Origin of the sequence: Treponema zioleckii, from assembly GCF_014737315.1 — a bacterium.
Lineage (GTDB): Bacteria > Spirochaetota > Spirochaetia > Treponematales > Treponemataceae > Treponema_D > Treponema_D zioleckii.
Genome location: NZ_JPUF01000035.1, coordinates 1 through 26,217 on the forward strand (window position 1 = coordinate 1; position 26,217 = coordinate 26,217).

Genomic DNA, 26,217 nt, shown 5'->3' on the forward strand with positions numbered 1-26,217 from the left:
TCAGTTCAGAGGTGGCTTGCTGACGGTGCGGGGCCGGCGGTCCCTGCGGTTATCAGTATGCTCGTGGCGGACCTTTTCGATCGGCCCGCGGCGTAAACTTTTTGGCCACGGTTTTTGACAGTTTTTTTTGAATGGTTTTTGCGTGCGGGAAAGCCTGTCCTGGAACATTCTGAAAAAAAAGGGCATAATCCAAAGTGTGAACCTCTCAAAGTCACACACCCAGTATGGGGCGTGGATTCCGAGACGAGTTCTGAATGACGGGCTTTGCGTTGGAAATTGTGGTTTCGGCGGGCTCAATCACCGGGGGGAATGTGCATGGAGAAAATCTGCGTGTATCAAATAATCTGCGAGCTGTCCGGGTGTATTCGCGTTCATCTGCGTTGAAATGACTGCAGAGAGAAGTTTTTTCTTGAGTCGGTGTATATTAAAAGTAGGATTTATTTATGGTTTTATGTCAAAAGATTTTGGGCGAATTCAAAAAGTATGCGAAAAAAGGACGCGGAAAAGCGTTTTTGATATTCAAAGAGAACCAGCAACTCAATTTTTCAAAAGCCGTTTTGGACTTGTGTTTGCACAATTACGCTTACGACCCGCAATGCGAGGGCGACAGGAGCGAATACGCGCTTCAATTTTTTAGAGAGCTTAATCAAGAGCAAAAGAACGCCGTGGTTTTGAGCATAACCGAGCTTTTAGAGCGATATAAAATCAGCGATGACTGGGATTGCTTGCATTTTTTTATTACTGCGGCAAAGATTTCAAAAGAAGGCTTTTCAAAAGTCGGAAATATTTTGCTAAAACGCTTTGAAGAATGTGATGATTATGAGCTTTTGCACAGCTTTGCTAGTGAATCAATCATTGAGCTTTTGGGTTTTGAGGGACTTGCGAAAGTTGCGGAGAAGCGTGGCGAGGCTTTTTTGCACGACAAAGAAATCGCAGAAGATGATTATCTTTTTTACAGCGTTCACGGACTTGATGGCGAACAAGCGAAGAAAATGCTTGCGGAGAGAGCAAAATCCAACGAGAAAATCAGGGCATTTTTGACTCGAATTGAAGAAACAACAAAAGAGCGAGAAGCATATCAAAAGCAAAAAGAAAGCCTTGAAAGCGCATTTGAGCAAGTAAAAGCCTTAATTAAAAAAAACACGATTGTTCCGCGAAAACTTAGAAAAGCTTTGAGCGATGACGAAGTAAAATACTTTGCAAAAAAGCTGCTTGAACAAAAAAATACAAAAAAAGAGAATAGGCTATATTCGCTTTTTTAATCCGTTTTGGAAAATTGTTTTTCCTGATGCCCCGCACAAATTGCTTCCCTTGTTTTCAGCTCGCAAAAACACTTGGTACAATGAACGCCTCGTCGATGTTCTAACTCCGTTCGCTCTTCCCGAACTTCGCAAAATTGCGCAAAATGCCCTTGAAAGCGACGATTACGCGTTTTTCTACCTTGATTTGCTCAATGAGAATTACCGCGAGGGCGACGGCGAGAAAATTGCGAAAAAACTTGCCAAAGAGAAAAAGCCTCACGATTTTCATCACGCAGGTATTACGGTTCTGAATATTTTTGAAGCGAACACCACAGCAGATTGCCGTTTGCCGCTTGAGCTTTTGATTGAGGAAAGTGTGTGCGGTCAGTGCAGGTTGGACGCGGTGGAATTGCTCGAAAAAGCGGGTGTGCTTTCGGCGGAATTGAGCGAAGAAATGGCTTTTGACTCTTACAAACTGTCGCTGGCATACGGCGATTGATTTTATGTGCGGACAGATTTCCTTTTTGCCGTAGATGCTCACTGATGGGGGATGTGGTTAAATTCGTTGGCGTTTTGCGTAGCGCAAAGCTAGTTATGCGGGGTGGTGCGCAGGGGGCATTTCCCCGAAAAGTGGATTTTATGAGGCCCGGTCAGGGCCGATGGGAGTGCGCTGAAAATGGTGCAGGAAGATTTTTTTTCATCCTGTGTTATTTTTTAGAATCCGCGGGCTTTTAGGTCTGCAACTAGCTGAACGTAAAATTCGCGGACGTCGAAGCCGTTGATGTTTTCGCGGCAAAGGTCGATTATGTCGCCGTGGGAGATTCCTCGCTTTGATTTTTTGTTTTCGAGGAAGATGTAGTTTTCGCCGAATTCGAATGACTTTTCGCCTACGAGTCCGTCGTTCGCGCCGTCAAAGTGTCTGACCAGATAATACGACATGTTCAGGGGGAACTTTCCGCTGGCGCTTTTTTTCATAATCGAGCCGACGCTTTGGGCGTAAACTCCGTGTGCGGCAAAGTCGTAGTCTTTGATTTTTTGGTTCGTTTTTTCGCAGCCTGTTGTGGTTAAATCGGTAACCGCTGCGATAAATGACGGGTTTGTGTCTCCCATTTTCTTGAGTGCAGAATTATAGGTCGCTGAGACGGTTGTTTTTAATCCGGCCGGGGCTTTTTCGAGAAGGTAGTCGGCAAATTCGCAGCCACGGTGCGGCGTGTTGATTGTTGTGAGCGAAGCGACGTATTTTTCTAGCCCGAAGTTTGCGATTGCGTATTTTGCGTCGATTCCGCCTTTTGAGTGCGCGATGATGTTCACTTTTCCGCATCCTGTTTCTTCCGTGATTTTCTTGATTCGCTGGCAAAGTTCTTTTGCGGAATCTGCTGCCGATGCGGCTGATTGCTGTTCGCCGTAAAAAATCTTTGCACCGTTTTTTTCGAGTTCTTTTGGAATGCGTCCCCAATAGTTGAGGAGTTTTAAATCCCTGAAAAATACGCCATGAACCAAAAGCAGCGGGTATTTTGTTTTGCAGATGGAATCTTTTTGCCGTTTTTTGTTAAGCTCGTTCTTTTTTTCTCAAAATGATATTCCCGTTCGGTGACGCAAAGAATGAGCGCGAGGACTATAAGGTTTGCAGCGGGAACCGGGCCTGCCAAAATGCCGATGATTCGGAGTTTTATCCTGAGCTGCACGGAACACACGTAAACAAGGATGATTCCTGCCCAGAATATAATCAGCTCTGTAAAAAAGATAAAAAGTATTTTTCCCCAGTTCTGGCTGAGTGCGGTCTTTAAGCCGGTGGAATAAATTAGGGTTCCGAGCCAAGTTGCGGCGGCGAAGAGAAAAATAATAAAAATTATGAGAAGTCTGTTTCCGAGTGCAAGTTTTCGTAGTTGTTTTTCGTTCATTTTGGCTTTTAATCTATCATATTTTTTGAATCTTTGTTACTGGCGGGAAAATTGTGCTAGAGTTTCAATGTATTCTGGATTGTGTATTCCGCAGGAAGAATCGCTCCTCCTGCGTGTTTTTTTAGAATGAAAGGGCTATTCCAAGTTTTGTGTTGACTACAGAATTTGATTCATCGTCAAGACCGTAGAACAGGTTTGTGGCAATACCGAGATTTTTGGTTGCTTTAAAAAGCAGGTAAAAATCTGCACCGAATGCGAATGTGTCTTTGTAGACTTGTTCGGTGTATGAGTAGTATCCATAGTAGTTCGTCTTTTTGGATTCTTGCGAGATGTATGTGCCTGCGAATCCTAGCGAAAAATCAATATGAGGCTTGTTCACAAGGCTCTTTGCAACGCCGAGTGTGTACTCACTGGTTTCTGTCCCTAATCCGCATTCAATGAAGGCTTGCCAGCCTTTTTTCGTTGTAAGGCGGATTTGAATGAAAGGAATTAAGTCATCGTCGTCGAGCAAAATATAGTTCGCACCGGATATAAAACTTATTTTTAGACCATTCGATTCATCGCTTGTTTCTTTAGTGGCGTTCAGATTCATGGAAAAGTCCGGGCGTAAAGGTGAAAGCCCTTTGAATTGTCCGAAACTTTGCGCAAAAACGGATGATGCCAAAATAAAGAAAATTAGAAAAATTGATTTCTTCATAGCTTGTTAGTTTCCGTATTTGACTACCAATGCAGACATGATGTAAGTCTGTTCTCCGTTAGATTTCTTTTTGCCGTCAACGAGGATGTTGATGATGTCATCTGCCTCTGGGTACTGTTTGAGAGCTTCCTGCCAGAGAATTGTGTAACCTGATTTGTTTGTTGGGCGTTCAACTGTGACTCTTCCGAGGACTTTGAGCTGGTTTGTTGCTGCCGTGTTGTTTCCCTGTAAAGGAACTACGCTGCTGCATCCAAAAAATGCTGTTGCGAGGACTGCTGCCGAGAGAATGCCAAGAATTGATTTTTTCATAATTTGACTCCTTTGATTTGAAAAATATGCTTTACTATACAAAAAAAAGTTGTTGTACAAGCCCTGACAGGAGGCATTACAGGAAGGTTGACCAAAAAATTGTCGGAACGAGAGTAAAAAACGGCTTTTGTGAACGTTTGCAAGGTGAGCCGCTTTGCGGCGTCAATAATTTTCCTTGCACCTTGCACCGCGTGAACAAAAACGTTTTTTACGGTAGTGCAGACAATTTTTTACAGTTGCAAGTTGATAATGCGGAAAACGTGCAATCCCTGCGAGTTTGCTTTCCCCCTTCTTTTTTTAAGAACTTCAAATCAAATTGTGCTATACTTCCTTCCAGTCGTTATGAATATTCGTGTTTTGTTGTTTTTGCATTTGATTTCGATTCCGCTGGTGCTGATTCTTGATTTTTTGTTCGGCGAGCCACGCTGGATTCCGCATCCGGTGGTGATTATTGGGCGGCTCGTTTCGTTTTTGGAACGGCGGCTCCGAAAGTCTTTTACTCCGCGGGCGCTGCGTTTTTGGGGCTGCGTTTTGGTTTTGCTTGTCTGCGCGTTGACTTTTTTTGTGCCATTTTCTGTTCTTGCGGCACTTTCGTTTTCTGCGTTGCATTTTTGCGGGGCTGTGAGCTGGGCGTGCGTGGCACTTGCGTTCGCTCTTGACGTGTTCTGGGGATTTCAGTCGCTTGCGGCGCGATGTTTGGGCGACGAAGCTCTTAACGTATATAGAAAACTTTCGGCTTCGCTTTTTGAAGGCCGTCTTGCGGTGGGAAGAATCGTTGGGCGGGACGTAAAGAACCTTTCGGAGGAAGAAGTTATAAAAGCCTGCGTGGAAACCGTGGCTGAAAATACGACCGACGGAATCGTTTCACCGTTCGTTTTCTATGCTTTTGGTGGCGCGCCTTTCGCGCTTTTGTACAAGGCAATTAACACGATGGATTCCATGATTGGCTATAAAAACGAAAAATATCAGTATTTCGGAACGGCTGCGGCACGGCTTGATGATTTTGCGAATTTTATCCCCGCGCGGCTGAGCGTATTTTTTATGTTTTTTGCGTCGATTTTTTTGCGGCTGAATTTTCTGAACGGCCTAAAAATCTTTTTCCGCGATCGCTACAAACATGCAAGCCCGAATTCCGGGCAGACTGAGTCCTTTGTGGCTGGCGCGCTTGAAATCCGGCTTGCGGGCGATGCCGTTTACGAAGGTCAGATTGAAAGAAAGCCGTTTTTGGGCGACCCGATTCGTGCAGTCGAAAAAGATGACATTTTGCGTACCGTAAAATTGATGCGTCTTTCCGCCGTTTTGTGCATGGCCGGGCTGACTGTTCCTTTTCTGCTGTTTTTTTTCTTTTTGACGTAAGTTAAAGGAAGTTGCAAAACTTACAATTTTTTACGCCTTCAAGTTTATAAACAGTTTGCTATTAATCCCTTTTGCAAAAATTGTTAATTTAGTAAAATCGATTCAATGAGACGTCTTGTTGTTATTATTCTTATTTTATTCTTATTCTTTTTGATTGGATTTTCTCTTTTTACAAAATATGTTCTGAGCGACCGCACTAACCTTTTGACTCAGTTGATTGTTCCTAAAACCCAGAATGCCGAGGAAATTGTTGCGGCACAAAAGGACTCGTCGTATGTTTCTCTCAGCGAGAACGAGACTTTGATTACTTCGCTAAAAATGGACATTGACGATGATGGCTACGAAGACCAGATTGAAGTCATAAAGCTTAACGACAGTCCTTTTTTGAATCTTTATTTTTCTTTATATAATCCGATTCTTTCGTCGTATTCAAAAGAAAGCGTAATTCAGACTTCTGTGACTCAAATTCAGAGTTTTTCTTGCTATGCACTTGATGTTCTCGGAAACAACAAGAATGCATTCGTTTATCAGGGCGTTTCTGATTTGGGACATTCCGTTCTTAAAATTTTGAGCGGAAAGCGCGAGGCGAACGGCGAGTTTTCTATTTTGACGCTGGGGGATTTTGATTCCGTTGGCACAATTTTTATTCAGCAGTCGGCGCGCGAGTCGTCTTATTCCGAGGAGGAAGCTCCAAAAACGTTTGATAGCTACCCGGTGTGGGTTTATGAGGACGTGCCTTCCGCACAGAATCCTTCGCAGACAGACCAGATTCAGACGATGTATGACTGGAATCCTGTCCAGGCGAAATATGTTGAGGTGAATTCCACAAGAATCAACGGAATCAGCGTTGCCGAAAAAAATATGTCGCGAATCCAGGACGGAAAGGTTTCGACTTTCTGCGAATTCTTGAACGGTCTTTGGATTAATCAGAGCAGCGAAAAAGTTGCAAGGTACATTTATTTTGATTACGATGCTTCCGAGATTATCTTTCAGGAAGACAGAACTGAAGAACTTTATTCTTGGACAAACAGCTTGCTCAAAAAGAACGGAATTTATTTTACCGCCGTAAACCAGAGCGTAAAAAATCTCCGGAGAAATTTCGATATAACTCTAATCAATACCGACACCGTTAGAATCAGCGTTCGTGATGATGTTCGCATGAATATTATCGAAAGCAACCTTTGGAACGGCACTTACAAAAAAGTCTCTTCTCAAAAAGAAAACAAGCCTGTAAAACTCAAAGGCGTTGATTCTTTTGCCGAATTGTCTGTGCCTGACGACGGCTGGTCCTTTAAGCTCAGCGACGATGATGAGAAAATCATAAAATTCAAAGAAGATGTTTATGAAGTTTCTGGAAAAAATGGCGTTGAGACTGGAAGATTCCAGAAAACTTCGCTTGACGGAAATCTTATGTTGCAGCTCCGTTCTGATTCAAAAAAATCTTCGCTCACCGGAATCTACATTCCTGCTTTTACGGACGAGACAGACGTTGAAAAAAAGTCACTTGCCCTGCAAAAAGTGATTGTGAATCCTGACGGATTTATTCCAGACAAATCTGCTCCACTGATTCTTACGAAGGTTGTCAAAAAAGACCCTAACGAACTTGCCTCCGGGGAAGAAGTTGTTGAAGTTAAAAAAGCCGGTCCGAAACTTAGCGTAAAAACTTCGCCTCAGTATTTTAGTCCTGACAATGACGGAAAAGATGAATCCGTAACGATTTCTCTTTCGGCTCAGAGCGAGAGCCAGATTAAAAACTGGTCGTTCACCGTTTTGAACCCGAACACTAACAAGCCGTTCTGGTCAACTTCTGGGGCTTCAAAAGTGGAGCCTAAAATCGTTTGGGACGGCCGTTCCGCAAGCGGAATGCTTGTTCAGTCCGCTACGGATTATCCGTACGAGTTCTCTGTGACCGACTCTGACGGTATTACAAACGTTGCCTCTGGAATGCTTCATGTTGACGTTCTTTTGATGCGAGAAGGCGGAAAACTTAAGATGCAGATTCCTTCGATTATTTTCCGAAGCGACCACGCGGACTTTAAGAGCGAGGCTGAGGTTCTTGCAGGTCCTGTGGAGGATCAGGAATCCAAAGGTCTTGACCAGCGCACAATCGAGAATAATATTCGAGTCTTAAAGCGAATTGCCGAAATCCTAAAAAAATTCCAGGATTATCGCGTAACGATTGAAGGAAATGCAAATAACCTTTCTGGCTCGATTGCAGAGGAACGCGAGGTTCAAGTTCTTTCCGAACAGCGTGCTAGATTTGTTCGCGACTGGCTTATCCGAAACGGAATCGAGGCAAAACGCCTTACTGCCGTCGGAAATGGAAGCAAGAATCCTGTTGCACTTGGAGATGACCTGGACAGTCGCCGCAGAAACCGCCGCGTAGATTTTATTTTAAACAAATAGAAACGCACGAGAGAATTATCCTTCTCAAAGGTTGCTCGCAATGCGCCGAGCAACAAGTCTGCCTGCGCAAAACTTGCGGGTAACGCATGGGGGAACTGTTATTTACAAAGGTTACTTGTAGCGTTTCCGAAAACGCCATGAATTTTCTGTTTAACATTAAAGTCAACTTGCGACGTTTCCGTGTTATTGAATAAAACAACTCTTGTCAATAAAATAGAAAAACTATGACTGCTAATGAATTACGCTCAAAATACATTGAGTTCTTTAAATCAAAAAATCACGTTGAGATTTCTGGACAGTCTTTGATTCCAGAAAATGACCCGTCCGTACTTTTTACAATGGCCGGAATGCATCCGCTCGTTCCTTATCTTTTGGGTGAAAAACATCCTTCTGGAACACGTCTTACGGATTATCAGAAATGTATTCGCACCGGCGACATTGACGAAGTTGGTGACCCAAGCCATCTTACTTGTTTTGAGATGCTCGGAAACTGGTCTTTGGGCGATTATTTCAAAAAAGAGTCAATCGCATTTTCTTATGAATTCCTCACAAGTCCAAAGTGGCTCGGTCTTGACCCTAAAAAAATCAGCGTAACCGTTTTTGCCGGTGACGACAACGCACCTCGTGACGAGGAAGCCGCTTCTTATTGGAAAGAAAACGGAATGCCAGAGGATAAAATTGCTTATCTTCCAGCCAGCGACAACTGGTGGGCGGCTGGTCCTACAGGCCCTTGCGGACCTGATACAGAAATCTTCTACTGGGTTGGCGAGGGACTTCCTCCTGTCGGCTCTAACAAAGGCACAGATTCCGCAAACTGGATGGAAATCTGGAACAACGTTTTTATGCAGTATAACCGCGTTGACGAGAAGACTCTTCTTCCTCTCGAAAAGAAAAACGTTGATACAGGAATGGGACTTGAGAGAACGAACTGTATTCTCCAGGGAAAAACTTCGGTTTACCTCACAGAGGTTTTCCAGCCGATTATCGCAAAAATCGAAGAACTTTCTTCCTATAAATATGGCACGGACGCCGAAAAAGACAAGTCTGTACGAATCATTGCGGACCATGCCCGTGCATCTGTATTCATCATCGGAGACCAGCGTGGAGTTAGCCCTTCAAATGTTGGTGCAGGCTATGTTCTTCGCCGACTCATCCGTCGCGCAGTTCGCCACGGAATGAAACTTGGCATTGAAAAGGCTTTCCTTGCAGAAATCGCAGAGTCTGTAATCGAAAACTTCAAGATTGCTTATTCAGAACTTGAGCAGAATGCCGAGAAAATCAAGAAAGAACTTACAGCCGAGGAAACTAAATTCCGTGAGACTTTGAAAAAAGGCGAGAATGAATTCCAGAAACTTCTTCCAAATTTGATGAAGAATCCTAAAAAAATCATCTCAGGAAAGGTCGCTTACAATCTTTACGAGACTTACGGATTCCCGCTTGAGCTTACTCAGGAACTTGGTGCCGAGAATGGCTTTACCGTTGATATTGAAGGCTTCAAGGCTGCCGAGAAAAAGCACCAGGAAGCTTCAAAATCACTTGATGCAGGAAAGGCAAAGGGCGGTCTTGCGGAGCAGTCTGACACTACGACAAAGTACCACACTGCGACGCACCTCTTGCAGCAGGCTTTGGTTGAGGTTTTGGGCGAGCAGGTTGCTCAGAAAGGTTCAAACATCAACAACGAGCGAATGAGATTTGACTTTACTTTCGAGCGTCCAATGACAAAAGAAGAAATTCAGAAAGTTCAGGACATCGTAAACGAAAAAATCAAGGAAGATCTCCCTGTAACTATGCAGGTGATGACTCTCGACGAGGCTAAGGCTGAGGGCGCAAGGGCTTTGTTCGCAAACAAATATGGCGAGCAGGTAAAAGTTTACACGATTGGACGTGACCCAAAAACTGACTGGTTCTCTAAGGAAGTTTGCGGTGGCCCGCACGTTCAGCACACTGCACAGATTGGCGACTTTAAAATCGAGAAGGAACAGTCTTCTTCCGCTGGCGTTCGCCGAATCCGCGCTACGATTTCTGGTGGACTTCCGCTAGAATCATAGAAAATTGTGTAACGAATTTTGTTCATAAGCATTAAATAGTTAAACCATAAAAAAACGTTATGGTCTTAACCGAAATGCCATTGGTAGAATCCCGTTTTCCTTTTTTGGGTGAACGGGATTTCGGCAATAGAATTGGCTTCTGTTTGACAGAATTCAATGTAACAAATTTTATAAGAATTTGTTCTGAAATTGCCGAAATTTATTCTGTGGATTGAAAAAATTCGGTAATAGAAAAATAAATGAAGAGGTTTTTGAAATGAAGCGTTTCGCTCTTGCACTAACATTATTTTTTACTTTAGCAGCAAATTTGATTGCGCAGGCTGATTTAACTCCGTTGGTAATTGTTAAATTGAATAAATCTGAGACAATCACACTAAAACAACTTAAAACAAGAGTTGAGATGTATCAGAAACAGAACAATATCCAGTCTTTTACAGCTGAGCAGAAAAAAGAAATTTTGGATGCTATGGTTGATGAAAAACTTGTTGTTCAGGCCGCACAGAAAGCCGGAATGAATCTTACAGATTCTCAGGTGAATCAGTATTTTTTGCAGAGCTTGAGTCAGCAGGTTGGCCGACAGGTTACAGAAGCTCAGTTTGCTGATTTGGTAAAAAAACAGTATAACAAGACTTTGGATGAATTTTTTAAGCAGCAGATTGGAATGAACACGACTGATTACAAGAATTTCTTAAAAAATCAGTTGATTGCACAGCAGTATGTTCTTCAGCAGAAGAAAGATGAAATTCAGAAAGTTGCATGTACCGATGAGGAAATTAGAAAATTCTATGAATTGAACAAATCATCTTTCGTTCAGAATGATATGGTAAAATTGTTCCTTGTTGTTGTTCCAAAAGGAACTGATGCTAATGGGGCAAAGACTAAAGCTACGAAGATGCTTAACGATGTTAAGGAAAAGAAATTGACTTATGACCAGATTAAGGTTGGTTCTACAAAAGACAATTCTTATCAGGGCGGTGAGCTTCTTATTCAAAAGTCAGCTTTGCATGCACAGCAACTTGGTATTTCTTACAACGATTTGATTGAATTATTTGGTCGTGATGTAGGTTATATATCTGGTTTGAATGAAACCGACAATGATTTTCAGTTCTATTCAATCAGAGCAAAATATACCGCAAAAATGCTTGGTTTGGCCGATGTTGTTCGTCCAGACACAACGATTACGGTGTATGATTATATAAAATCCAACTTGACCCAGCAGAAACAGGGCCAGGCTCTTATTGGGGCTGTTCAGAGCATTACAAAGTCTCTTGACAAGCCGGAAAATGTTGATCGCAAAAAGACTGGCGATGAACTCTTGAAATTGCTTAATTGGTAAATTAATGTCACGAAGAAAAAGTAGAATTATTGCCTTTCAAGGATTGTATTCTCTTGAAGTCGGAAAAATTCCGCTTGATGATGTTTTGGCATTGTCTTGGGTGAACAAAGCGGATGTTGAGTCGTTTAATTCTGAGGAAGGTGCGTTCGCACGCCTTTTGATTGCTGGTACTGTCGAGCACCTTTCAGAAATTGACGAGCTTATAAAAAAGAATCTTACAACCTGGGATTTTGACCGAGTTAATAAGGTTTCTCTTTCTGTGCTAAGGATGAGTATTTTTTCCTTGCTTTATCAGAAAGATATTTTACCATCTATAGTAATTGATGAAGCGATAAATATTTCACGTGAATTTGGTCCAGATGATTCATTTAAGTTTGTAAATGCTCTTTTGGATAATATTAGAAAATCTATGGATGCGAAAAATTAGCCTATGACATTTTCTTTTGTCCTTTTACGAAAAAAGTCTGTATACGCTTGTTTTGTGAGTGCGCTTGTTCTTTTTGTTGCTGGATTTGGACTAGTTTCATGTCAGTCGGAAGACAAGTCTCTCTCGTACATGTCTGCAATTGGTGTTGCTGATAATCTTATTCGCTCAGGAAAGGCTGGTGAAGCGATTGAGCATCTTAAGCGGGCTGAGCGTTATGCTGCGAGTCCAGCTGCTAAGATTGGTGTTTACAGGCGTTACATAACAATTGGCGAAAACAAACTTGCGGAGCAGGTGCTTGTAAAGGGATTGAAGAAAATTTCTGAGAACTTGGAACTTTCGGCAGTTTATGGTCAGTTTTTGCTCAGAACAGGTCGTGTTTCAGAGGCTGTAAAAGTTACCGAGGTTCTATCAGGAACAAAATATGGCTCAATTCATTCTGAGGCTGTCCTAAAGAATAATTTTAGCGATGCGACTGATATCGTTTCTTTTAATAAATCTTATATTGATTCTGATTTTCGGACAGTCTACGAAGATATTTTTAAAAGCACTGAAGACAATCATTGGTTGATGAATGCAGCCCTTATCTATCTTGCAAAAGGAGATTATATTACGGCTGCTAATTTTCAGGTTCCTAACATGCGTTTTGCAGATTCTGAGGAAGCTTATTTTTGGTCTTTGGTGCAGTTTGATTCTGAGAATTATGAGCTTTGTCTTTATGACTTGCAGCAGGTTAAAGCTGGAAAATTCAAGGCTGAGTGCGTTTCTCTCACTTCAGATGCGATGATGAAAATTGGAGAGCCTGAGGCTGCCGCTCATGCCCGCGAAGCATTCTTGGAAGACGCTCTTGCAACGAATGTGGATATTCCGCCAGTTTTGGCCGTAAACAGTGCTATTTCTGAATACAACAAAAAAAATTACTCTTCTGCTTATAATTTATTGCTTTCAACAATGGAAAAATACCCGGAGTATTCTCCTGCGATGATAACTTACGCAAAATTCGCTTGGGAAGAATCTTCTCCTCCTGAAATGACGGATTTGGAGAAGATGGTTCGCGAGACAGATTTGCGTACTGCCCGAATGAAGGCAATGGATGAGCGCCCTCATTTTTTGGTTTCTGATGCACTTGCTCGTATGGAAAAGTGTATTGAAACTCAGAAAAAGGAAGGGCGTGCGACCGACGACGATTTGCAGATGGAGCGGCTTTCGCTTTTCTTGAAGTCAAAGTCTTCTATGCCGTTAAAGGCGCGGGTTTCTGAGATTTGGAAGGAGCTTGAAAAGAATGAAGAAGGGGTAAATCTTTATCCGTCAAAGCTCGTTCAGTTTGCCGTTCAGAAATTCTTGTTTTATGGCATGGTTGATGATGCCCGAACACTTTTTATGAATTTTGTTAGCGCGAAATATTTGAATTCAGAAGAGCAAAGTAGGCTAAAGTCAAAAAAGAAAGCTGATGCTGATGTATATTACGATGTTTTTGGTGGAGAGCGAAAAGTTTCTGTCAAAAATATTCCTGAGTCCGTTATGCGCAGCGCATTTGGCGAACAAATTGCTAAATCGGTGGATTCGCTTGAAGTTTGGGAAGTTGAGATGGCTGCATATTTTGCCTTGCTTGATAATAACCATGTTGTTGCTCGTAAGTTGTATGAGTACGTTGTTTTTAAAACTGGTGGTGTCGTAAATGATTTGAAGCGAGGTGTCTTTGGAGCGATTTCTCCAATGGCGGCTACGTCTTCTTCCGCAAATCTTGCAATGATTTATAGTGGTCTTGGAGAGAAGAAAAATGCGCTTGATTTATATGGTCTTGCCTCTGGAAAAGAAAAAAATAAAACGTCTGAAGGCTGATTTGCTTTATCGAATTGCAAAGATTCAATTTGGTCAGGGGGATACTCAGCAGGCAGTCTTGTCTTTGGATTATTGTCTTGCGCTTGATTCTCAGAATGCTGATGCGAGACTTTTAAGGCGTACTATTGACGCTTCAACGAATAATAAAGTTGAAAATGATACTTTTAGCGGCAAAAATGGTATCGACAAGGCTGATGATAAAACTGTTCTATAAAAATATAAAAAATAGAAAGCAAAAATGATTTTGAGATAAAACAAAAAGGGGTATCAACCGATTTTTAGTTGGTTGATACCCCTTTTGTTTTTGTATGCAAATTACTCAACAACTGCGATGATGTCTGCATTCTTGACGATGAGGTATTCCTCGCCGTCAATTTTAACCTGTGTTCCTGAATATTTGTCGTACATTACGCGGTCACCGACTTTTACAGAAATCTTTTCTTTTTCGGTTCCTGGACCAACAGCTTCTACAGTAGCAGTCTGGGTTTTTTCCTGTGCTGTTTCTGGAATGATAATTCCGCTTGCAGTCTTTGTTTCTGCCTTTTCCTGTTTCAAAAGAACTCTGTCTGCCAGTGGTTTAAGTTTCATATAAATGCCTCCAAAATATTTCATAAAAGATTGCTATTAGCGTAAATATAGTAAGGGTTATTACAAAACGTCAATATTTTTTTTAATTTTTGTTTTACTGGGTCAAAATGACTCATTTATGATTTAATAAAAATGTGGTGTGTCAAAATTTCTTGAAAATCTAGAAGTATATACTAATAAAATGCAAAATCGTCAAGTTTTTTTTTGGAAAATAAGTGATTTTTTAAGGTTGGCTGAAGAAAAATTAAAAATTGTCATTTTTTTTAGATTTTTTTGTCGAAAATCAAAAGTTGGCACGTATCTTGCTATATATAAAGTGACAATAATTTTGAAGGAGATTCGATTATGAAAGACGATATTTTTTCTATTTATATGGCTCAGGTTGGTAAAATCCCACTTTTGTCTGCTGATGAGGAGACCGAACTTCTTAAAAAAGCCTCGAAAGGTGATGTTTCTGCGAAAAATAGGATAGTTGAATCGAATCTTCGTTTTGTTGTAAAAATTGCACGTGATTATTTGAATCGTGGTCTTGATTTTGAAGATTTGGTTAACGAAGGAAATGCGGGACTTATGACCGCTGTGGATCATTTTGACCCATCTATGAATGTTCGTTTTATTACTTATGCTGTTTGGTGGATTCGTCAGACGATTTCTAAGGCCGTTAACGAGAAAGGCAGAATGATTCGCCTGCCGCTTAATAAAGTGAATGAGCTTGTTCAGATTGAGAAGGTTCGAAAAATACTGGGAACCGAAAAATCTGAAGATGAGATTGTGAGTGAGGTTTCGAAACTTTTGAATATGAAAGAATCCAGAGTTCGAGACTTGCTTGCTAGCAGCCGTTCAACTAAAAGTCTTGATGCGCCGAAAAATAACGATGATGCTAGCGACGGTACTTTTGGCGAACTTTTGGCCGATGAGCGTTATGCAGTGCCGGAAGAAGAAGTTATGAATCGTGCTTTGCATTCAGAAATTGAGTCAGCTTTGAAGACTTTGAAACCTCGTGAAGAAAAAGTTATCCGCTTGCGATACGGGCTTAACGGCGATAAACCAAAATCTTTGAAAGAAATTGGCGATATTTGCGGGCTTACAAAAGAGCGAATCCGACAGATTGAAAAAAATGCCATAACGACTTTGAGAATGCCTTCGAGAAGCCGAAGGCTGGAAGGTTTTGTAGCTTAATTTGTCTGTTTGATTGCTGCGAATGCATCTATTCTGGCCAGTTGCATGATCTTTTCGTCGCGGACAGGATCGGCAATCTTGAAGGTAAGTTCGCCACTTTGCGCGGTTCCGGTAATTTCGCCGGGACCTCTTAGTTTTAAATCCTCTTCTGCAATTTTAAATCCGTCGGTGGTTTCGTGGAGTGCCTTCATGCGGGCTATTCCGTTCTCGGTGATATCTTTTCGGTAAATCAAAAAACAGTACGATTGGTCGGCTCCGCGCCCGACGCGCCCGCGGAGCTGATGCAAGGCTGCAAGACCGAATCTGTCTGCTTGTTCGATTACGATGCAGGTTGCATTCGGCACGTCAACTCCGACTTCGACGACTGTGGTTGCCACGAGAATCTGAATCTTATTCAATCTGAAATCTTCAAGAATCCTGTTTTGTTCATCCTCGTCAACTTTGCCGTGTATTAAAGCTGTTTTGAATTCTGGATAAACATTTTTTGAGAGAAAATCGTACATTTCTTCTGCACTTTTTAATGCCGACTTTTGAGTTCCGTCATCCTCACTTTCAAGATTATTTTCGATTGCGGGGTAAACGAAATATGCCTGATGCCCGTTTTGCAATTCTTTGCGGACGGCTTCGTAGGCGTTGTGTTCGTTGCCTGCCCGCACGAGGTACGTCGTAACAGGTTTGCGTCCCTGTGGCATTGTGTGAATCGTAAAAACGTCAAGGTCCCCGAATACCGTAAGCGCGAGAGTTTGTGGAATCGGGGTTGCGCTCATCATTAGCAGGTTTGGTTCGCGGATAATCGAGTCTACGCTTTGGCGGCCTTTTTCGAGAATCGCGGAGCGCTGCATTACGCCGAATCTGTGCTGCTCGTCGATTATTGCGAGCGCGAGGTCGTGGTATTGCACGTTCTTTGAAAAGAGGGCATGAGTGCCGATTACAAGATCTATTTCTCCGTTTTTGAGTGCCGCAAGCAGGTTGTTCCGCCCTTTTGTTTTTAGGTTGCCGGTAAGGTATGCAACGCGGACACCGACGCTTTCGAGCTGTTTTGCGGCATTTTCGGCGTGCTGGCGGGCTAACAGTTCTGTTGGTGCCATAATCGCGCATTGGCTTCCGTAGTCAATTATTCTGAGAGCCGCAAAAAATGACACGAGGGTTTTTCCGCTTCCAACATCGCCTTGTAGCAAAGCGCGCATCGAGAATGTTTTTGAATTTTTTGCCTGGGAAGTGTCGTAGTTTTTATCGATGTCGTAATTCAGCAAGGTGATTACGGATTTTTGATCCTGCGTTGGACTGAACGGCAAACGCCCTAAAAATTGTTTTTGTCGCGGTGAAAGTGAGCCGTTGAATTCATCATCAGAAATTTCTTTTTGATTTTTGATTCCGCTTTTTGAAAGGTCTGGAAGTTCTCCGCGGTGAGCCAGTGCTCGTTCCGCTATGACTTTTTGAAAAAGAAAAAGTTCTTCGTAGACGAGCGTGTTTCGGGCTTTTGCTGCGTCCGTTAAAGTTTGGGGCTGGTGAATTTTTTTGATAGAATCTTTTTTTGATAAAAGTTGATATTTTTTTATTAATTCTTCCGGGAGTTCGTCCTCAATTCCGATGGAAAATTGATTCAAAGCCGAGGCGACTGTTTTGCTGATAATCTTTCCGGTGAGTCCTTCCGTAAGATGATAAATCGGGAATACTTTTGAATTTGGAATGGGACTTGCAGAAAAATCTGCGAGCTTTCCCGAATCAGTAATTTTTTCTAGGTCAAATTGCGTGCATTGATATTTACCGTATTTTACTTCGAATCTTCCGGTGACGGCACAAATCGAACCGATTGGATGGGATTTTTCGAGAAAAGCCCTGTTGAATGCGATAAGTTCCGCACTTCCTGTGCCCTCTGTTATAATCAGTTTTAGGGTGCGCATCTTTCCGAAACCGAACCATTCATGCGCGATTACCTGCGCGATTGTGTGCACTTTTTCGTGCGTTTGAACGCTTTGTGCAATCGTTACCCTTTGGGTTCTGTCCTCATAATCCCGCGGGTAGAACTGCAACAGGTCGCCGATTGTAAAAATGTTCAGGTTCGCGAAAAGCGCTGCTTTTGCTGGTCCCACACCCGGTAACGTGGAAATTGAATTGTTGATTTCGGAAACTTTCATAAATCCTCTGATTTAGAATTTTAATGCGGCTAAAAGTTTGCAAAGATAGTCTATGAGGTACGTTCCTCCGACATATATTGCGATAAGAATTATTACGCTGATAATCAGTGCATTTTTGTACGGAACGGGTCGCTTTCCTGTCAGAATTGACGAAACTCTGTAAACAAGCGTTGAAAGTCCCCGGTCGAGCTGTTCCCAGATTGAACCGTACGAGCCGTATCCGCGCGAAAACAAAATTACAAGAAGTCTGATTACGAGAAGAATAGCAAGGAATCCGAGGATTGAAGAGACGACTCCCCAAAGCAACGAGAGAATCCGTGCCAGAATCGAACCGACTGTTGGAAATTGACCAAGTGAAAAATTGATTAGAAAAAATGATATTGCGTACAGAACGCAGATTGCGAGTGCCGGCGAAAGGTCAAACGCAGAGAATCTGAGGAATCTTATGCGACGGAAGATGTTCAGATACGGGTCGCAGATTGTGCTTAAAATTCTTCCGAAGGTCGAGTAAGTGAGGCTCGGAACCCAAGTGATGATGATTCGTAGGAAGCACAAGAATGTAAAAATCGAAACTGCGCTTGCAAGTATTCTAAAAATGTAGGTTAGTGGCATAAAATCTCCTTAGAGTTAAGCACTGCCATTCTGAATCAAGGCGACTGCGACAACGTAAGCGGTCGAGTTCGGAATGACAGCTAATTAGTTTTTTTAGACTACCCAGGCGTCCTTTACGAATTTTACCGTTTTTACGGTGTCCAAAAATTCTTTGGTGCCAGGGGCGGTGAGCTGGGAATTCGCTTTGATGATATATGAATTTTCAGCTGTATCTACATGTAAATATATAGAACAATTGCCCTGAACGCCAAATAAAAATTCTTTCAAATCAAAAATTTGTCGTTCATCTTTGTAGCCTGCTTCCAGCTGAATGTGAACTTCCTGCACGGCGCGCTCTTCCAGCTGTTTTGGGTCTTCGATTGTGTCAACCAAAAAACTTGGTGTTTCGCGGCTTGCGTCTATTTTTCCTCGGAAGGCATAAATTCCGTCGTTCTGGATTTTGTCTTTTAATGCTTCCCACGTGTTCGGGAAGAAAGTTAAGTCGATAATGCCGTTGTAATCCTGCAATTTTGCAAAAGCCATGAGCGAGCCTTTTTTTGTTGTGATTGTGCGTAATCCCATTACCATTCCGACTGCGGAGTAAACTTTGCCAGCGTCTCGCGGCGCGCGGTGGTTCGGGCTTGCTTCTTCGAGAGCCTGTTTTTCTGCGGCTGCGATTTTTGCTTCTCGTGCCATCGTTAGCGAGTTGACCGTGGCTTTTTCGTAGGCTTTGCGGTAATCGTCGAGCGGGTGGCCAGAGACGTAGCAGCCGATAAGTTCCTTTTCCATGTTCAGTTTGTCGAGTTTTGAGCAGTCCGGGACTTCTTCGTAAACGTAATCGCTGTATTCTTTTTCGTCCGTGTCGCCAAAGAGACTTAACTGACCGTTATCCGAGCCGGAGTGGATTTTTTCGGCATACGCGTAAGCTCGTTCGAGGTTTGCGAGCAGAGTCGGTCTGTTTTTGTCGAGATTGTCGAATCCACCGCATTTTATGAGGACTTCGATTGCTTTTTTGTTCACGCAGAGTTTTCCCATTCCGTCGGAGCGGTTCATAATTCGCGTGAGAAAGTCCATAAAATCCTTGTAAGGGCCATTTGCCTCGCGTTCTTCAACGATTGCCTTTGCCGCCGTGTCGCCCATTCCTTTGATTCCTTTGAAGCCGAATACGATGTGCCCGTCAACCACGTCAAAAATGTCGTCCGAGCGGTTTACGTCCGGCGGGTCAACTGGAATTCCGATTCGACGTGATTCTTCAATGTATGCCGGAAGTCCGTCGGTCGAGGTGATTTCGTTCGTAAGGTTTGCCGCCATGAATTCTGCCGGGTGGTTAGCTTTTAGCCATCCTGTGCGGTATGCGAGAACCGAGTACGCGGCGGCGTGCGATTTGTTGAATCCGTAGCCCGCGAACGGAACCATGATGTCGAAAATCTCGTCCGCATGTTCTTTCGTGAATCCTTGTTTTATGGCACCGTCCTCAAATTCAACTTTCTTTCCCATCATAACTTCAGGCTTCTTTTTTCCCATCGCACGACGGAGCATGTCCGCGGCACCGAGGGAGAATCCCGCGATTTTCTGGGAAACCTGCATAATCTGTTCCTGATAGACCATTACGCCGTAGGTTTCCTTAAGGATTCCTTCAAGACACGGGTCAGGGTAGGTGATTGTCTCTGGCTTCCATTTTCCGTTGATGTAGTTCGGAATGAACTGCATTGGGCCTGGGCGGTAAAGCGCGTTCAACGCAACGAGGTCTTCAAGTTTTTCCGGGTGGAATTGGCGCAAGATTTTCTGCATTCCTGGAGATTCAAACTGGAAAACTGCCGCCGAGTCTCCCCGGCAGAATAGTTCGAAGGTTTTTTTGTCGGTTTCGCTCACGTTCGCACAGATAAAATCCGGTTCGCCTTCTTTTTTGTGCTTGTTGATGATATTCTCAGCATATCGGATTAGAGAGAGCGTTTTGAGTCCGAGATAGTCGAATTTTACGAGTCCGCAAGGCTCAATAATGTCCATCGTGTACTGAACGCCGACTTTTCCCGTTTTGGAATCCATAAAAACTGGTGCCCAGTCCGGCAATTCCGTAAGCCCGATTACCATTCCCGAAGCGTGGAGACCCGTGTTTCGTTTGCAGCCTTCAAGTTTAATCGCAAGGTCAAAGAGTTTTTCGTACCGCGGGTCGTGCCTGTATTCGGCGAGCTGACCTCCGTCCGGGAACTTTTCGTTTGGTGGCTCAAAGCAGTTTTTGAGTTTTGTCTTGAGATTTTCGGAGACTTTTGATTTTAGCATGTTCACTTCGGCAAGCGGGATTCCGAGAGTTCGCCCAACGTCCGCAATTACGTTCTTTGGTTTTAGCGTTCCGAACGTTACGATGTGACCTACTTTTTTGTCGCCGTAAAGGTCTCTCGTGTGCTGGATGATATCCTGCCGATAATCGAAGTCCATATCAACGTCAAAATCCGGCATGGAGACGCGTTCTGGGTTTAAGAATCGTTCGAAAATCAGTTTGAATCTGAATGGGTCAATGTCGGTAATTCCGAGCGAATAGGCTACGAGGGAACCCGCGCCCGAACCTCGTCCCGGCCCGATTGGCATGTACGGCTTTGGTCGGTTGTTCACTTTGTCGTAAGTTGACTTTGACCAGTTGATGAATTCCCATACAATCAAAAAGTAGCCTGAAAAACCCATTTTTAGGATGATTCCCATTTCGTATTCGCAACGCTGGCGGATTATTGGCGTGATTTTTGGGTAGCGTTTTCGGAGACCTTCCTCTACAAGGTGGCGCATGTAATCATCCTGATTTTTCGTGTAATCATCGTGATTCTGGAATTCCTTCGGCAAATCGAAGCGGGGAAGGGTGCCCTTTAACTCTGGAGTTGAATATTGATGAATCGTAAGGTTGCACATGTTTGCAATCTTTATTGTGTTTTCGTAGGCTTCTGGAACGTCCGGGAAGAGCTGCCGCATTTCCTGCTCGGTTTTAAAATACCATTCGTGTTTATCGTCGCCCATTGTCTGGTGCGGTTCGTTCATATTTTTTTTGAATCCGATGCATCGAAGGCAGTCCTGCGCTTCCCAGTCCTCTTTTTCAACGTAGTGAATGTCGTTCGTCGCCACTAGAGGAATGTCTAGTTCGCGGGCTAGTTTGATGAGTTTTTGGTTGACGATTTTTTGGTCTTCAAGTCCGTGGTCCTGAATCTCTATGTAGTAATGATCCGGCCCGAAGAGATTTTTATATTTGAGGGCGAGTTCTTTTGCCTCTTCGTCTTTGTTCGCCAAAAGAAGCTGCGGAAGTTCACCCGCAATACAGGCCGAAAGGCAGATTAGCCCTTCGTGATATTTTTCAAGAAGTTCAAAGTCGATTCGTGGTTTGTACCAAGTGCCTTCTGTATATGCGATTGACGAAAGCCAGCTCATGTTCTTGTAGCCGGTCTGGTTTTCGCACAAAAGGATTAAGTGAAAATATCGTGCCTGTCTGTCGCCGTCTTCGCCTTTGTGGCTGTACGGAACGGATTTTTTTTCGAGGTGAGAGCCGTAAGCAACGTAAAATTCTTCGCCCACAATCGGGTTGATTCCGTTAACGTGGCAAAGATGCTCAAAGTTGAGCGCACCGAACATGTTTCCGTGGTCTGTGAGCGCAAGTGCCGGCATGTTTAAAGACTTTGCCTTTGCAACCAAGTCGTCGAGTTTTGCGCATGAATCCAAAAGTGAATAATCTGAGTGCACGTGAAGATGAACGAAATTCGAAACCGGAGTGCCTTCCGGCGCGTCAGGGAATACGTGATAGTCTGCCAAAGCAGTCCTCCCAAAGTCAATTTGCTATTATTTGAGCGTTTTATAATGCGAAATCCCTAGTATAACGAATAACAAATAAAAGTCATGCTGAACTTGTTTCAGCATCTATATTTAGAGATTCCGAAACCGAGTTCGGAATGACTAGTTATTTGAAATCCAATGCACTAGTTTGATTTATTTTTCTATTATACAAGAATTGATTGAATGTAGGAACGGAGATTTTAGAAAGTTATTTAAAAGATGTAAGGCAGAAACGAGTTGTCTCTGCCTTACGAAGTGCAATTATGGAGGTTTCATTATTACACAATTGACTTAGACGAGGTTGGCATTTTTATTCGTGCAGTCATTAATATTATCGTTTGCCTGTAAAAGATAAATCTTTTAACATTTTGAAAATTTCAGACAAGTTTCAATAAAAAAAATCCCCCGGACGGGGGATTGCCACACGGATTGGATTCCGCTAACGCGGAATCTGGTGGGGTTATTCAACTTTTATAGAAGCAATTTTTGCACTTGAAGAAGTTGTTCCTTTTATTGCGTAAGTTCCGGCAGGAAGCGTGTAGCTGTAGCTTGGCGCAGTTGATTCATTTGTTATGGCAGTTTCAGAAACTGTACCATCTTCGCTGACAGCGTAAAGCGCGGCACCTTTTAAATTTGAATCTGAGAACGAAATCTTTTTTGTAGAATCAATCTTGAAGTAGACTGTTCCGACTGCCTTTGTGCTCAGGTTTGCACCTTTGCTATCAAGCTTTGCTGTTATCAGGATTCCAGATTTTGTCTGAGATTCACCTGCATTCTGACTTGAGAACACGGCAGCGATGTCTGTCCCATCTACATCAATCTTGCTTGTTGTCAAGTTGTACGTTCCTGCAGCAAGTGCCTCAAGTCCGCTCAAATCGTCGGCTGGGGCGGCAGTAACGGTAACCTCACACGTTTTTTCAATCGTGCCGGCCTTTGCGGTAATCGTTACGGTGCCTTCGGCTACCGCAGTGATTTTTCCATTTTTGTCCACGGTCGCGATTGTCTTGGCGCCTGAAGACCATGTAACAGAATCTGTCGCGTCGGCCGGTTCCAAAGTCGCTGTGATTGTCTCTGTCTTTCCGGCAGTCAGTTCAAGTTCTGTTTTGCTCAATGTTAAAGCTGTTGCATGAATCGCTTCTACAGTCACTGTGCAGGTAGCGGTAAAGCTTCCGTCTTTCGTCGTCACGGTGATTGTCGCTTCTCCTTCCTCAACAGCCGTAATTTTTCCGTCGGAAACTTTTGCGACGCCCGTGTTGTCGGAAGACCATGTAACATCCTGTGTCGTGGCGTTTGCAGGCTCGATTGTTGCGGTGAGTGTCTCGCTATTTCCGGCTTTCAGAGCCAACGCCGTCTTGCTCAGAGAAACACCGGTCACGGCGACGTTTTCCTCTGTGGTTGTGCCGCCGGATTCGCCGGCCTCCGAGTTTCCGCCGGAAGAACTGTCATAGACCCATTTTGTTCCGTAGACTTTTGTGAGAGTTGTCTTGTAGTTCGTAACAGCAGATTTCAGGTCGTCGATTACCGTATAATTCGTATCTTCGACAGAATCATTGAATGTGTATGTGAAATCTCCGCCCTCGACGCGACCGGCATATTTTTTGACATTCTCGACCGCGGCCGCAGGCTCATCGGCTTTATACGAATAGAAGCTGCTTGCAGTGTCGAAATTCGAGTAGTAGTTGCTTCCCTGATAAGAAACGACCGTGGCCGGAACGGTGTCGCTTCGGTTTGAAACCACATACGCATCGTAATCAGCAGACGTATCAATTCCCTGCTCAGACGCGGTGACTTCAGCACCTTTTGCAACATACGACGTTGCGCCATACGGAATGAACGTATATTTTCCTTCCATGTAGTTGTTGTATGCTTTTATTACACCTCCGTCCTCTTTGGAGAAAGTTCCCAAATTTGCAGGGTCTCGTTTAGTATCTCCCGCATAGACATCCGTTCCCTGCATAGAAGTCATCATCGGATTCTTGCAGTTCCTGAAATAGTTGCTTTCCATAAAGACTGAACTTCCGAGTGTTGAGCCGGCACCATACTTTGCGTTTCCGTCATAGTAGTTATTATAAACATGCGCATTATAGTAGCGAGTGCGGGGATGACGGCTGTCAGAATGGTCATACCAGTTGTGATGATAGGTAATGTAGTATGCACCGCTCTCATAGCTCTTTGTTCCCTCGCTCAAACCAAGCAAGTTGCACTTTCCGTTGTCCCAGAAATGGTTGTAAGAGAATGTGACATAGTTTGACTTTTTGCAGTCAAGCGCGCCGTCGCCCTTCACCTGGTCATTGTCGCTTCCTGCATTTCCGTAGAAGTAATCGCAGTTGTGAACCCAGATGTAGTTATTATCCTGCTGCAATCCGATGTTATCGCCTTCGTCAGAAGAGCAGTTCAAAAAGCCGAGGTTTCTTGCCTCACAGTAATTTGCATTTTTGAATCGCAATCCCCATTCATTTGCCACGGCATCGTCACCGACACCTTCCATTGTGATTCCAACAGTCTTGTTGCCGTTCTCAATCACGAGGTCGCCTTTTGTGTCTTTCGTGCTTGTCAAAGTGCTCCAGCCGGAAACAGTTCCGACGACGCGGATTGCAAGAGGGCGCGTTTCATATCCCTTTTTGTAGCCGAGAAGAATTTCAATGATGCCGGTCTTCGTTTCCGTCTTATTTTTGTTTCCGATGATGACATCCAGCGAAACAGACTCTTTGTTTTCATCTGTAAGATAAATTACCACGGCATTCTCTTTGAGCGTTCCGTCAGCCTTGTACGCACCCGGAGTCGTCGTTCCCATGAACGCGAATCCGCTCCTGTCATGGCTCGCCACGCTAATTGAAGCTTCTGAATACTCGCTTGATTCCGTTCCGTCGTTCACTGCGTGGATTTTTACGTCGTAATCGCCGGCTGCAAGACCGAGGATATCGGCGCGGACATACGAGCCGTAATTTCTGATGAGAGGTGCATCGAGCCGTGTGTATTCCGTCGCGTTTGAAGATTTGTAGTAGACATTGTAGCTTTCGGCGGTGTCAGCCCATGTGACATACCCGCTTTCGAGCCATCCCTGCGCCTTTATGATTGAGACGCCTGCGTTTGATTTTACAGAGCCGCCGGTCGTACCTGAAATGCCTGTTGCTGCCCCAGAACCAGAACCTGTTACTGTTGGTTCCTGTTTGCTATAGTTATTTCCCTCATCATCATCGCTTCCTGAATCCGATGAACAGCCAGCTGCAAAAATCATAGCCATTATTGATGTTGCAGCGAGCACTTTTTTTATAGAGCTTCTCACCTTTTTCATTAAAATCCCCCTTTATTAAATAAAAACTCGTTACCTAAGTATCGAATATCGTTATCTGACAAAACATTTGACGTTTTGTATTATTCCGAACACGTTAGGTGGTGTGGGGCAAAAAGTTGAAAATATGTTTAAAAATCTTGCATGTGTAGTTTTTTTTGTATAGTAATAACAATCTTTAATAATGAGGAGTTTTTTACTATGAAAAAAATCTTAAAATCTCTTGCTGTGTTTTCTGCACTGGCATTGCTCTCTGGAACTGTTTTGTCTTGTTCGGACGGAGATGACGACAACAAGTCAACATTCTCACCGACCACAGGAACAACTGGTACAACTGTAAGTAACGACACCTTGAATGGAAAAAAATTCAGCTACGAAAATAGTAAAGGTGAAGCCCGTTACATAACAATTCAGGAGGGAAAAATTTATAAGTCTGATTCTAGTGAATCTTTGGGAAATGACAAATCTGACAAGTATTCAATAATATCTTGCAACAGCAAGTATTACCTTTTGGACAAAGAGGATTATCTGCCTCGAATGAGCGGCACAGGGATTTATGCAACATTCGGTGCTGAAAATGAAGGTTCGTTTACTTTATCTTCAAATGGAACTTTCGTAGCCGAATTTACGGAAAAAGGTGAAACTGAAAGGGTCGAGGGAACTTTTGTAAACAACAATGGAATTATCACTTTTTCTTTAACTGAAGAGGGGAAAGATGGTGAACAGGAAGTGGAAACTCAGCTCGGATATTATGATGGTTCTAGCTTGAATCTGTCTATTGATGAATTGACTGAAGTAAATTAAGGCTTTCCAACGCCCTTCAACAATTGTCCGCGAGGCGCGGGCAATAAAGCTGCCCCTCAACATCGCCGCCGTGCTTGTCGCGGCGAGGTTGAAGCCCCTGCAAGAAGTCTAACCCCACGCGCGAGTTTTCTTTAGAAAACTCGTGGGAAACGCAAGTCAACTTGTAGTTGCAAAGCCAACTTCTTCGTGTCCCCCCAATAATTGTCCGCGAGGCGCGGGCAATAAAGCTGCCCCTCAACCTCGCCGCCGTGCTTGTCG

Annotated in this window: 20 protein-coding genes; 11 read left to right on the forward strand and 9 right to left on the reverse strand. The window is 43.5% G+C overall.

Annotated features, from left to right (window positions below; translation table 11 throughout):
* Nucleotides 1-443 precede the first annotated feature (443 nt).
* Together JI65_RS10110 and JI65_RS10115 are read left to right on the forward strand one after the other, a co-directional pair.
* On the forward strand, nucleotides 444-1,262 hold the full coding sequence (locus JI65_RS10110; RefSeq protein WP_191015990.1) for a hypothetical protein: 819 nt from the start codon (nucleotides 444-446) through the stop codon (nucleotides 1,260-1,262).
* A 49-nt stretch (nucleotides 1,263-1,311) separates the two neighbouring features.
* Nucleotides 1,312-1,740 (forward strand): hypothetical protein, encoded by a 429-nt coding sequence (locus JI65_RS10115; RefSeq protein WP_191015992.1) that lies wholly within the window; start codon nucleotides 1,312-1,314, stop codon nucleotides 1,738-1,740.
* Nucleotides 1,741-1,955: 215 nt separating this feature from the next.
* Here JI65_RS10115 and JI65_RS10120 read toward each other — a convergent pair whose 3' ends face one another.
* From JI65_RS10120 to JI65_RS10135, 4 genes are all read right to left on the reverse strand, one after another.
* Nucleotides 1,956-2,741 (reverse strand): esterase/lipase family protein, encoded by a 786-nt coding sequence (locus JI65_RS10120; protein ID WP_191015995.1) that lies wholly within the window; start codon nucleotides 2,739-2,741, stop codon nucleotides 1,956-1,958.
* Nucleotides 2,711-3,142, reverse strand: coding sequence for a hypothetical protein (locus JI65_RS10125; protein ID WP_191015998.1), 432 nt, complete (start codon nucleotides 3,140-3,142; stop codon nucleotides 2,711-2,713). Before JI65_RS10125 ends, JI65_RS10120 begins: the two co-directional genes overlap by 31 nt.
* 121 nt (nucleotides 3,143-3,263) lie before the next feature.
* Nucleotides 3,264-3,839 carry a hypothetical protein gene (locus tag JI65_RS10130; protein WP_191016000.1) on the reverse strand — a complete coding sequence of 192 codons (576 nt, stop codon included), beginning with the start codon at nucleotides 3,837-3,839 and terminating at the stop codon, nucleotides 3,264-3,266.
* Nucleotides 3,840-3,845: 6 nt separating this feature from the next.
* Nucleotides 3,846-4,148 (reverse strand): hypothetical protein, encoded by a 303-nt coding sequence (locus JI65_RS10135; RefSeq protein WP_191016003.1) that lies wholly within the window; start codon nucleotides 4,146-4,148, stop codon nucleotides 3,846-3,848.
* A 342-nt stretch (nucleotides 4,149-4,490) separates the two neighbouring features.
* Between JI65_RS10135 and cbiB the strand changes: the two genes are divergently transcribed.
* The 7 genes from cbiB to JI65_RS10170 all read left to right on the forward strand — a co-directional run bounded on the left by cbiB (nucleotide 4,491) and on the right by JI65_RS10170 (nucleotide 13,774).
* Nucleotides 4,491-5,504 carry an adenosylcobinamide-phosphate synthase CbiB gene (cbiB, locus tag JI65_RS10140; protein WP_191016005.1) on the forward strand — a complete coding sequence of 338 codons (1,014 nt, stop codon included), beginning with the start codon at nucleotides 4,491-4,493 and terminating at the stop codon, nucleotides 5,502-5,504.
* A 105-nt stretch (nucleotides 5,505-5,609) separates the two neighbouring features.
* Nucleotides 5,610-7,910 (forward strand): pallilysin-related adhesin, encoded by a 2,301-nt coding sequence (locus JI65_RS10145; RefSeq protein ID WP_191016008.1) that lies wholly within the window; start codon nucleotides 5,610-5,612, stop codon nucleotides 7,908-7,910.
* A gap of 224 nt (nucleotides 7,911-8,134) precedes the next feature.
* On the forward strand, nucleotides 8,135-9,958 hold the full coding sequence (locus tag JI65_RS10150; protein WP_191016011.1) for an alanine--tRNA ligase: 1,824 nt from the start codon (nucleotides 8,135-8,137) through the stop codon (nucleotides 9,956-9,958).
* A gap of 256 nt (nucleotides 9,959-10,214) precedes the next feature.
* Entirely contained in the window at nucleotides 10,215-11,294 is a 1,080-nt protein-coding gene (locus tag JI65_RS10155) for an MOSP complex formation periplasmic protein, TDE1658 family (protein WP_191016013.1), read from the forward strand.
* Nucleotides 11,295-11,298: 4 nt separating this feature from the next.
* Complete coding sequence (gene nusB, locus JI65_RS10160) at nucleotides 11,299-11,721, forward strand: transcription antitermination factor NusB (RefSeq protein ID WP_191016016.1); 423 nt, start codon at nucleotides 11,299-11,301, stop codon at nucleotides 11,719-11,721.
* A gap of 3 nt (nucleotides 11,722-11,724) precedes the next feature.
* Nucleotides 11,725-13,560 carry a hypothetical protein gene (locus JI65_RS10165; RefSeq protein ID WP_191016018.1) on the forward strand — a complete coding sequence of 612 codons (1,836 nt, stop codon included), beginning with the start codon at nucleotides 11,725-11,727 and terminating at the stop codon, nucleotides 13,558-13,560.
* 1 nt (nucleotide 13,561) lies between these two features.
* Entirely contained in the window at nucleotides 13,562-13,774 is a 213-nt protein-coding gene (locus tag JI65_RS10170; protein WP_191016020.1) for a hypothetical protein, read from the forward strand.
* 101 nt (nucleotides 13,775-13,875) lie between these two features.
* Here the strand turns inward: JI65_RS10170 and JI65_RS10175 are convergent, their stop codons facing one another.
* The gene (locus JI65_RS10175; RefSeq protein WP_191016023.1) at nucleotides 13,876-14,148 is read right to left on the reverse strand and encodes a co-chaperone GroES; all 273 of its coding nucleotides are present in this window, start codon (nucleotides 14,146-14,148) and stop codon (nucleotides 13,876-13,878) included.
* Nucleotides 14,149-14,493: 345 nt separating this feature from the next.
* On the opposite strand from JI65_RS10175, the gene JI65_RS10180 reads away from it, so the two are divergent.
* Complete coding sequence (locus tag JI65_RS10180) at nucleotides 14,494-15,327, forward strand: sigma-70 family RNA polymerase sigma factor (RefSeq protein ID WP_191016025.1); 834 nt, start codon at nucleotides 14,494-14,496, stop codon at nucleotides 15,325-15,327.
* On the opposite strand, the gene recG is transcribed toward JI65_RS10180, so the two are convergent.
* From recG to JI65_RS10200, 4 genes are all read right to left on the reverse strand, one after another.
* Nucleotides 15,324-17,465, reverse strand: a complete 2,142-nt coding sequence (gene recG, locus JI65_RS10185; protein WP_191016028.1) for an ATP-dependent DNA helicase RecG — start codon at nucleotides 17,463-17,465, stop codon at nucleotides 15,324-15,326. The genes JI65_RS10180 and recG overlap by 4 nt on opposite strands.
* Nucleotides 17,466-17,477: 12 nt before the next feature.
* Nucleotides 17,478-18,077, reverse strand: a complete 600-nt coding sequence (locus JI65_RS10190) for a YggT family protein (protein WP_191016030.1) — start codon at nucleotides 18,075-18,077, stop codon at nucleotides 17,478-17,480.
* A 93-nt stretch (nucleotides 18,078-18,170) separates the two neighbouring features.
* Nucleotides 18,171-21,842 carry a DNA polymerase III subunit alpha gene (dnaE, locus tag JI65_RS10195; RefSeq protein WP_191016033.1) on the reverse strand — a complete coding sequence of 1,224 codons (3,672 nt, stop codon included), beginning with the start codon at nucleotides 21,840-21,842 and terminating at the stop codon, nucleotides 18,171-18,173.
* 481 nt (nucleotides 21,843-22,323) lie between these two features.
* Complete coding sequence (locus JI65_RS10200; protein ID WP_191016036.1) at nucleotides 22,324-25,158, reverse strand: Ig-like domain-containing protein; 2,835 nt, start codon at nucleotides 25,156-25,158, stop codon at nucleotides 22,324-22,326.
* A 198-nt stretch (nucleotides 25,159-25,356) separates the two neighbouring features.
* Here JI65_RS10200 and JI65_RS10205 point away from each other — a divergent pair, with 198 nt between their 5' ends.
* Nucleotides 25,357-25,959, forward strand: coding sequence for a hypothetical protein (locus JI65_RS10205; protein WP_191016038.1), 603 nt, complete (start codon nucleotides 25,357-25,359; stop codon nucleotides 25,957-25,959).
* Nucleotides 25,960-26,217 lie beyond the last annotated feature (258 nt).

What these genes read in the sequence shown, in the direction of transcription:
- JI65_RS10110 (WP_191015990.1), top strand. Translation starts at nt 444, where the DNA reads ATGGTTTTATGTCAAAAGATTTTGGGCGAATTCAAAAAGTATGCGAAA.
- JI65_RS10125 (WP_191015998.1), bottom strand. Translation starts at nt 3,142, where the DNA reads ATGAACGAAAAACAACTACGAAAACTTGCACTCGGAAACAGACTTCTC.
- JI65_RS10130 (WP_191016000.1), bottom strand. Translation starts at nt 3,839, where the DNA reads ATGAAGAAATCAATTTTTCTAATTTTCTTTATTTTGGCATCATCCGTT.
- JI65_RS10135 (WP_191016003.1), bottom strand. Translation starts at nt 4,148, where the DNA reads ATGAAAAAATCAATTCTTGGCATTCTCTCGGCAGCAGTCCTCGCAACA.
- cbiB (WP_191016005.1), top strand. Translation starts at nt 4,491, where the DNA reads ATGAATATTCGTGTTTTGTTGTTTTTGCATTTGATTTCGATTCCGCTG.
- JI65_RS10145 (WP_191016008.1), top strand. Translation starts at nt 5,610, where the DNA reads ATGAGACGTCTTGTTGTTATTATTCTTATTTTATTCTTATTCTTTTTG.
- JI65_RS10150 (WP_191016011.1), top strand. Translation starts at nt 8,135, where the DNA reads ATGACTGCTAATGAATTACGCTCAAAATACATTGAGTTCTTTAAATCA.
- JI65_RS10155 (WP_191016013.1), top strand. Translation starts at nt 10,215, where the DNA reads ATGAAGCGTTTCGCTCTTGCACTAACATTATTTTTTACTTTAGCAGCA.
- nusB (WP_191016016.1), top strand. Translation starts at nt 11,299, where the DNA reads ATGTCACGAAGAAAAAGTAGAATTATTGCCTTTCAAGGATTGTATTCT.
- JI65_RS10165 (WP_191016018.1), top strand. Translation starts at nt 11,725, where the DNA reads ATGACATTTTCTTTTGTCCTTTTACGAAAAAAGTCTGTATACGCTTGT.
- JI65_RS10175 (WP_191016023.1), bottom strand. Translation starts at nt 14,148, where the DNA reads ATGAAACTTAAACCACTGGCAGACAGAGTTCTTTTGAAACAGGAAAAG.
- JI65_RS10180 (WP_191016025.1), top strand. Translation starts at nt 14,494, where the DNA reads ATGAAAGACGATATTTTTTCTATTTATATGGCTCAGGTTGGTAAAATC.
- recG (WP_191016028.1), bottom strand. Translation starts at nt 17,465, where the DNA reads ATGAAAGTTTCCGAAATCAACAATTCAATTTCCACGTTACCGGGTGTG.
- JI65_RS10190 (WP_191016030.1), bottom strand. Translation starts at nt 18,077, where the DNA reads ATGCCACTAACCTACATTTTTAGAATACTTGCAAGCGCAGTTTCGATT.
- JI65_RS10200 (WP_191016036.1), bottom strand. Translation starts at nt 25,158, where the DNA reads ATGAAAAAGGTGAGAAGCTCTATAAAAAAAGTGCTCGCTGCAACATCA.
- JI65_RS10205 (WP_191016038.1), top strand. Translation starts at nt 25,357, where the DNA reads ATGAAAAAAATCTTAAAATCTCTTGCTGTGTTTTCTGCACTGGCATTG.